5 protein-coding genes are annotated in these 8,340 nt (G+C 70.9%); 3 read left to right on the forward strand and 2 right to left on the reverse strand.

The window, feature by feature from the left end:
- Both E1295_RS49495 and leuS read left to right on the forward strand, forming a co-directional pair.
- Positions 1 to 495: hypothetical protein (locus E1295_RS49495; protein ID WP_166427746.1), on the forward strand; the 495-nt coding region annotated here is incomplete at its 5' end.
- Positions 496 to 1,160: 665 nt separating this feature from the next.
- A complete protein-coding gene (gene leuS, locus E1295_RS45720) occupies positions 1,161 to 3,608 on the forward strand; it encodes a leucine--tRNA ligase (protein WP_246081189.1) in 2,448 nt (815 codons plus the stop codon).
- Between the two features lie 34 nt (positions 3,609 to 3,642).
- On the opposite strand, the gene E1295_RS45725 is transcribed toward leuS, so the two are convergent.
- Positions 3,643 to 4,611 (reverse strand): TIGR03557 family F420-dependent LLM class oxidoreductase, encoded by a 969-nt coding sequence (locus E1295_RS45725; protein ID WP_132641294.1) that lies wholly within the window; start codon positions 4,609 to 4,611, stop codon positions 3,643 to 3,645.
- 52 nt (positions 4,612 to 4,663) lie between these two features.
- Positions 4,664 to 5,089 (reverse strand): hypothetical protein, encoded by a 426-nt coding sequence (locus E1295_RS45730; RefSeq protein WP_132641296.1) that lies wholly within the window; start codon positions 5,087 to 5,089, stop codon positions 4,664 to 4,666.
- A 148-nt stretch (positions 5,090 to 5,237) separates the two neighbouring features.
- On the opposite strand from E1295_RS45730, the gene E1295_RS45735 reads away from it, so the two are divergent.
- Positions 5,238 to 8,340, forward strand: a 3,103-nt coding sequence (locus tag E1295_RS45735; protein ID WP_132641298.1) for a S41 family peptidase, incomplete at its 3' end; no start/stop codon positions are given.

The following is an 8,340-nucleotide window of genomic DNA, read 5'->3' on the forward strand; positions in this document are numbered from 1 at the left end:
GGTCCGGCCGTGCTCTGCGGGGAGGCCTCGGGCCACGACATGGGCACCTCCGAGGAGGAGGCGGCGGACCACGAGGTGGGCGCGTCCTGGCGAGGTGCGTCGGACCAGGAGGGGGCGGCGGCGTTCTGCGCGGAGCCCGCCGGCCGTGCGGTCGGCCCGGTGTTGTCCTGCGGCGGCAGGTCCGGCCAGGGGGCGCCGGTGCTCGGTTGCGGCGCGACCTCGGGCCACGCGGACGGGCCGGTGCCGATGGCGGAGGGATCGTTCCTCGGGGCCGCTGGAGCACTCTGCGCGGTGTCGGGCCAGGCGGAGGGGGAGGTGGTGCCGGCCTGTGCGGTGTCGGGCCAGGAGGACGGAGAGGTGCCGCTCTGCGGCGGAAGGTCGGGCCAGTTCGGGCCGGTGGTGCTCTGGGGTGGCAGGTCCGGCCAGTTCGGGCCGGTGGTGTCCTGGGGCGGTTCGGGCCAGGCCGGGGAGGTGTCCTGCGGGGAGGCGGCGTGACGCGATCGGCGTGGAGGTTCGGGCCAGGAGTCGTCCGTGCGCGGGGGCTCTGGCCACGCGGGGTCTCCGTCAGCGGGCGCCTCGGGCCACGAGGTGGGAACGTCGGCCGCGTGCGAGCCGGACGACCGGCTGCCGGATCCGTCGCGCTGCGGCGCGTCGGGCCAGGACGGCAGGTGTGGTCCGGAATCATCCGCTGCCATGGGCGGCCCTCCCCAAGTGGTGTCCGGATCTACCCTTATATCCGGATTTGACGTTCCAGGCATGATCTCATGGGATTTTCCAGGAGATGCAGGCCGTTCCGCAGCGAAACGAGCGAAGCCGTCAGGATCGGTCGGCGGATCCTGGAGCGGCAGGTCGGCATCCGGACGATCAGGCTCTGCTGGGTACACCACGGTGATAAGGCTATTCTTCTGGGACGAAAGAGGTCACAACGGATACATCACCTTCAGGTCTCACTGAACCTGAAGGATCTATTGTGCCCGCCGGCCTCGATCGAGTATCCGCATTCAGCCGAAGAGGTGCGCTAGGCTTGACACATGCGTTCCGCGACCCTGCTTCTTAGCGGGCCGCGACGGCCCTGAAGATCTCGCCGTCGCGGCTCCACCCCTCGTTGTGTGCACGGGGGGTTTTCTTATGGGTCCGAGTCAATCCGAAGGACAGTAGCCGTGAGTGAGTACGATCCGCAGGCGCTGCAGGCCAAATGGCAGCAGCGATGGGAGGAGCAGGACCCCTACCGGGCGAGCGAGGACCCGGCCGACCCCCGCGAGCGGCGCTACATGCTCGACATGTTCCCCTACCCGTCGGGTGACCTGCACATGGGCCATGGCGAGGTCTTCGCCATCGGCGACGTCATCGCGCGCTTCTGGATGCAGCAGGGCTACAACGTCCTGCACCCCATCGGCTGGGACTCCTTCGGGCTGCCGGCCGAGAACGCCGCGATCCGGCGCAACGCCCACCCGGCCGAGTGGACCTACGCCAACATCGAGACGCAGGCCCACTCCTTCCGGCGCTACGGCGTCGCCTTCGACTGGTCGCGTCGCCTGCACACCAGCGACCCGGACTACTACCGGTGGAACCAGTGGCTGTTCAACCGGTTCTTCGAGCGCGGCCTGGCCTACCGCAAGGGCGGCCTGGTCAACTGGTGCCCCAACGACCAGACCGTGCTGGCCAACGAGCAGGTCGTGGCCGGCAAGTGCGAGCGCTGCGGCGCCGACGTCGTCCGCCGCGAGCTGACGCAGTGGTACTTCAAGATCACTGACTACGCGCAGCGCCTGCTGGACGACATGGAGCAGCTGGACGCCTGGCCCGAGCGGCTGCTGACCATGCAGCGCAACTGGATCGGCCGCTCCGAGGGCGCCGACGTGCTGTTCGAGATCGAAGGCCGCGACGAGCCGGTCCACGTCTACACCACGCGGCCCGACACGCTGTTCGGCGCCACGTTCTTCGTGGTCGCCGCCGACGCCGCGCTGGCCGACGAGATCGTCACCGACGAGCACCGCGCCGACTTCGAGGCCTATCGCGCCGAGGTCGCCAAGCTGAGCGACATCGAGCGGCTGGCCACCGACAAGGAGAAGACGGGCGTCTTCCTGGGCCGCTACGCGATCAACCCGGTCAACGGCGAGCGCATCCCCGTCTGGGCGGCCGACTACGTGCTGTCCGACTACGGCCACGGCGCCATCATGGCCGTGCCCGCCCACGACCAGCGCGACCTGGACTTCGCGCTGAAGTTCGGGCTGCCGGTGAAGGTCGTCGTGCACACGGGTCTGGCCGACCCGGGCGAGACCGGTGAGGCCACGCCGGGCGAGGGCACGCTGGTCAACTCCGGGCCGCTCGACGGCCTGAGCAAGACCGAGGCCATCGCCAAGATCATCCAGATCCTGGAGGCCGACGGCAGGGGCACGGGCGCGGTCAACTTCCGGCTGCGCGACTGGCTGCTGTCCCGCCAGCGGTTCTGGGGCACGCCCATCCCGATCATCCACTGCCCCGACTGCGGCGAGGTGCCCGTCCCCGACGAGCAGCTGCCGGTCACCCTGCCCGACATGCGCGGCGAGGCGCTGGCGCCCAAGGGCGTCTCCCCGCTGGCCAGCGCGACGGAGTGGGTCAACGTCGAGTGCCCCAAGTGCTCCGGTCCCGCCCAGCGCGACACCGACACGATGGACACCTTCGTCGACTCGTCGTGGTATTTCCTGCGCTACTGCTCGCCGGGCTACACCGACGGCCCGTTCGACCCCGAGCAGGTGCGCAAGTGGGGCCCGATCGACCAGTACGTCGGCGGCATCGAGCACGCGGTGCTGCACCTGCTGTACTCCCGCTTCTTCACCAAGGTCCTGCACGACATGGGCATGATCGACTTCACCGAGCCGTTCGTCCGCATGCTCAACCAGGGCCAGGTGATCAACGGCGGCAAGGCCATGTCGAAGTCCCTGGGCAACGGCGTGGACCTGGGCCAGCAGATCGACGACTTCGGCGTCGACGCCGTGCGCCTGACCATGATCTTCGCCGGGCCGCCCGAGGACGACATCGACTGGGCCGACCTGTCGCCGGCCGCCTCGCAGAAGTTTCTGGCCCGCGCGCTGCGCGTGATGTCGGAGGTCACCAGCGAGCCAGGGGTGGCCTTCGAGGGCGGCGACACCGAGCTGCGCAAGGTCACCCACCGTGCGATCGACGAGGTCACCAGGCTGGTCGAGTCCTACCGCTTCAACGTGGCGGTGGCGCGCATGATGGAGCTGACCTCGGCCGCGCGCAAGGCCATCGACTCCGGCCCGGGCCCGGCCGACCCGGCGGTGCGCGAGGCCGCCGAGACGCTGGCGATCATGTTGTCACTGGTGGCCCCCTACACCGCCGAGGAGGGCTGGGAGCGGCTGGGCCGCACCGGCAACGTCGCCTTCGGCGGATGGCCGGTGGCCGATCCGGCGCTGCTGGTGCAGGAGTCGGTCACCTGCGTGGTCCAGGTCGCGGGCAAGGTCCGCGACCGCCTGGAGGTCCCGCCCGGCATCGGCGAGGACGACCTGCGGGCGCTGGCCCTGGCCTCGGAGAAGGTCGCCGCCTACCTGGACAAGGCGCCTCGCAAGGTGATCGTCCGGGCGCCCAAGCTGGTCAACATCGTCCCCTAGAAGCCCCTGAAAGCACTGGAAGCTCTGGAAGCCTCTAGAGCGCGCGCAGGGCCGGCAGCAGTTCCTTCTCCGCCCAGTCGAAGAAGGGCTGCTGCCGGTCGTGGCCGATCTGGACGAGCGCGATGTGGGTATATCCCGCGTCGACGTACGTCCGCGCGGCCTGCACGACCGCGTCCACGTCGTCGCCGCAGGGCACGTTCCGGGCCACGTCCTCCGGGCGCACGGTGCTTGCGGCGGCGGCGAAGTTCACCGGCGCGGGCAGCTCGGCCATGACCTTCCAGCCGCCCGTCGACGCCCAGCGCCACAACGTGTGCGCGCGCTCCTTGGCGGCCTCGGCGTCGGTGTCGTAGGAGAGGGCGAGCTGGCCGTAGACGGGTTTGCCGTGCCCGCCCGCCGCGCGGAACTGCTGCACCACCTCCGGCAGCGGCTCGTTGATGATGAGGACGTCGCCGTGCTCGGCGGCGAGCTCGGCCGACTGCCCGCCGGAGGCGGCGATGCCGATCGGCACCGGCCGCTCCGGCAGGTCGTACAGCTTGGCCGAGTCGACGTCGTAGAACTCGCCCTGGCGGGTGACGTACTCGCCGCTGAAGAGCTCTCTGATGATCTGTACGGCCTCGGCGAACATCCGGTGCCTGGTGTCGACCGGGGGCCAGCCCTCGCCGATGACGTGTTCGTTCAGATTTTCGCCCGCGCCGAGCCCCAAGGTGAACCGGCCGCCGCTCAGCACGCCCATCGTGGCCGCCTTCTGCGCGACCACCGCCGGGTGGTAACGCATGATGGGGCAGGTCACGTACGTCATGAGCGGGATCCGCTCGGTGACCTGGGCCGCCGCGCCCAGCACCGACCAGCAGTAGGGCGAGTGCCCCATCTCCTCCAGCCACGGGAAGTAGTGGTCGGAGATGACCGCGTAGTCGAAGCCGATCCGTTCGGCCGTCGCGGCGTAGTCGACCAGCTCGCGGGCCGGGGTCTGTTCGGACATCAGGGTGTAGCCGATTTGTACCATGCGTGCGGGCTACCCCTGTTCGCCGGGCTTAGCGTCCAGGAACGGCAGATCCTCATGGACGGTGGTCACGCATCTCCTCGGCCACCAGGCCCAGCCCGATGCCCAGCAGCCAGACGTCCTTGGCGATCGCGATGCCCTGCTGGCTGGGGCGCAGGCTGCCCTCCTGCCGCAGGCCGGGCGTCTTGAGATACAGGCCGAGCAGCCCCGCGGCGAAGCCCGTCACCGCGGCCCCCGCGAGGAGCGACGGCACGAACGGCACCAGCAGGGCCACGCCGAGGGCGATCTCCGTCTTGGACAGCAGCTTGGTGAAGGTGGACGGAGTCACCTTGCGCAGGAGCGGGTAGGTGCCCGAGGCCATGCCGTGCAGGCTCGCGGCGGTGTCCTCGCCGGCGCCTGACTTGCTGAGACCGGAGTTGAGGATGATGGCCGCGGCGGCCAGCCTGGGCGGGATCTGGTGCGGGCGGACGAGGATCTTCATGATGCCTCACAGGGATACGGAAGCCGGAAAAGTGCACATTCCCCCACATGACCGGCGCATCCCGGACTTGGCCGTTCCGGGGACAGGGTGAGTTCGCTGGGGAGAGAATTCTTGGGTCGCCCTTGGTCTCGCGCATTAGTGTGCATCTGTGACAAATGGCGCATACCTCAGATACCCGCACCTGCACGGTGACGTGGTCACCTTCGTCGCCGACGACGACGTCTGGCTCGCACCTCTGACAGGAGGCAGAGCCTGGCGCTTCACCGCAGACCGCGTACCGGTGTCGCATCCGAGATTCTCGCCCGACGGCAGCCGCATCGCGTGGACCAGCGGCAAGGAGGGCGCCCCCGAGGTGTTCGCGGCCGAGATCGACGGGCCGGAGGGCGAACGGCTGACCCACTGGGGCAACACGACCGGCGTACGCGGATGGACGCCGGACGGCGACGTGCTCGCGGTCAGCCCCGCCGGGCAGGGCGGCCACAGCAGGAGCTGGGCCTACGCGGTGCCCCTCGACGGAGGACCCGCCACGCGCCTGCCGTACGGGTGGGTGAGCGACGTCGCCGTCAACGGCGCACAGGTGGCGACCGTGTCGTCCATGTGGCGGGAGCCGTCGCAGTGGAAGCGCTACCGGGGCGGTACGGCGGGCAAGATCTGGATCGACGCCGCGGGCGACGGGGAGTTCACCAGGTTGTTCGCCGACAGCACGGCCCAGTACTGGTCGGTCGGCTGGGTGGGGGACCGGATCGTGTTCCTGGCCGACATCGACGGCGTCGGAAACCTCTACTCCGCCCGCCCTGACGGCTCCGACCTGCGTAAACACAGCTCGCACGACGAGTTCTACGCCCGCCACGCCGCCGGTGACGGCCGGCGGGTCATCTACAGCCACGCCGGCGACCTGTGGTTGCTGGAGAGCCTCGACGCCGAGCCGTACCGGCTGGACGTGCGCCTGGGCGGACCCCGGCCCGGGCGGGCGCGGCGGCCGGCGCCGCTGCGGGCGGGCTCGTTCTCGCCCGACACCTCCGGGCGGGCCAGCGCCGTGGAGATCCGCGGCACCGCCCACTGGGTGACCCACCGCGACGGCCCCGCCGGCGTGCTGCGGGCCGAACCCGGCGTCCGCGTACGGCTGCCGCAGGCCCTCGACTCCCGCGGGCGGGCCGTGTGGGTGTCCGACGCCGGCGGCGAGGACGGGCTGGAGGTCGGCACGCCGGGAGGGGAGATCAGGACCCTGGCCACCGGGCAGCTCGGCCGCGTGCTCGAACTGGCGGCCGCCCCCGACGGCCGGCACGTGGCGGTGGCCACCCACGACGGGCGGCTGCTCGTCGCCGACCTCGAGTCCGGCGACCTCCGCGAGCTCGACCGCACCACGCAGGGAGACGTCAGCGGCCTGACGTTCTCGCCCGACTCGAGCTGGCTGGCCTGGGCGTACCCGCACCAGCAGCCGCTGTCGCAGATCAAGATCGGGCGCGTGGACGGGACCTCCGTGATCGAGGTGACCCCGGTGCGCTTCGCCGACTACGACCCCGTCTTCACCAAGGACGGCAAACACCTGGCGTTCCTGTCGGTCCGGACCTTCGACCCCGTCTACGACGTCCACGGCTTCGACCTGTCGTTCCCCCAGGGGTGCCGCCCCTACCTCGTGCCGCTGCAGGCCGGCACGCCGTCGCCGTTCGACCCCTCGCTGCAGGGCCGCGGCTTCAACGGCGAGGACGACAAACCCGCCAAGGACGACGGCGCCAAGGACGACGCGCCGCCGCGCACCGAGGTCGACCCCGACGGCATTGCCTCCCGCGTGGTGCCGGTGCCGGTGCCCGCGGGCCTCTACGGCAACCTGCGCACCGCCAAGGACGCCCTCCTCTGGCTGCGCCACCCGCTCACCGGCCGCCTGGGCGACGGCACCGAGTCCGAGAACGACACCGTGCTCGAACGGTACGACCTCAAGAAGCGCGCCAAGGCCGAGCTCGGCAGGGAGCTGCGTGCGTTCGAGGTGAGCGGCGACGGCGCGCGGCTCGTCACCAACGGCAAGAACGGCCTGCAGACCCGCGCCGCCGGCGAAGGGGACGAGGTCGTCACCATCGACCTCGACCGCGTCACCGTCCAGATCGACCCGATCGCCGAATGGCGGCAGGGCTTCCGCGAGGCGGGGCGGCTCATGCGCGACCACTTCTGGCGCGAGGACATGAACGGCGTCGACTGGCAGGCCGTGCTCGACCGCTACGAGCCGCTGATCGACCGCATCGGCTCCCACTCCGAGCTGATCGACCTGCTCTGGGAGGCCCAGGGCGAGCTGGGCACCTCGCACGCCTACGCCGCGGCGGCCGGCGGCGGCTCCGACCCGCGCCGCCGTCAGGGACTGCTCGGCGCCGACCTGGCCAGGGACGACGACGGCGTGTGGCGGGTCACCCGCATCCTGCCCGGAGAGTCGTCCGACCCCGCCGCCCGCTCGCCGCTGCTCGCCCCGGGCGTCGCGGTCCGTCCCGGCGACGCGATCACCGCCGTCGGAGGCCGCCCCGTCGACTCGGTACGCGGTCCGCTCGCCCTCCTGGCCGGCACCGCCGACCAGCCCACCGAGCTGACCATCCGCCCGGCCTCAGGAGGCGAGCCGCGCCGCGTCGTCGTCAACCCCATCGCCGACGAGACACAGCTGCGCTACCACGACTGGGTGGAGGAACGCCGCGCCCACGTCAGGGAGGCCTCCGGCGGCCGGCTCGGCTACCTGCACGTACCCGACATGGTGGCCTCGGGGTGGGCGCAGTTCCACCGCGACCTGCGTAACGAGATGGCCCGCGACGGGCTCGTCGTGGACGTCCGCGAGAACAGCGGCGGGCACCTGTCGGAGCTGGTGCTGGAGAAGCTGTCCAGGAAGGTCTCCGCGTGGTCGCTGGTCCGCGGGTACGAGCCGATGCGCTACCCGGAGGACTCGCCGCGCGGGCCGATCGTGGCCGTCACCGACGAGTTCGCCGCCTCCGACGGTGACATCGTCAGCGCCGGCATCAAGAACCGCGGGATCGGGCCGCTCGTGGGCACGCGGACGTGGGGCGGCGTGATCGGGATCGACTCGCGCTACACCCTGGTCGACGGGACCCGGGTGACGCAGCCGCGCTACTCGTTCTGGATCGACGGTCCGGGCTGGGGCGTGGAGAACTACGGCGTCGATCCCGACGTCGAAGTGGTGATCACCCCGCAGGACCGGGTCGCGGGACGTGACCCGCAGCTCGACAAGGCGATCGAGCTGGCCATGGCCGCCCTGGAGG

This window comes from Nonomuraea mesophila (assembly GCF_004352805.1).
Classification (GTDB): domain Bacteria; phylum Actinomycetota; class Actinomycetes; order Streptosporangiales; family Streptosporangiaceae; genus Nonomuraea; species Nonomuraea longispora.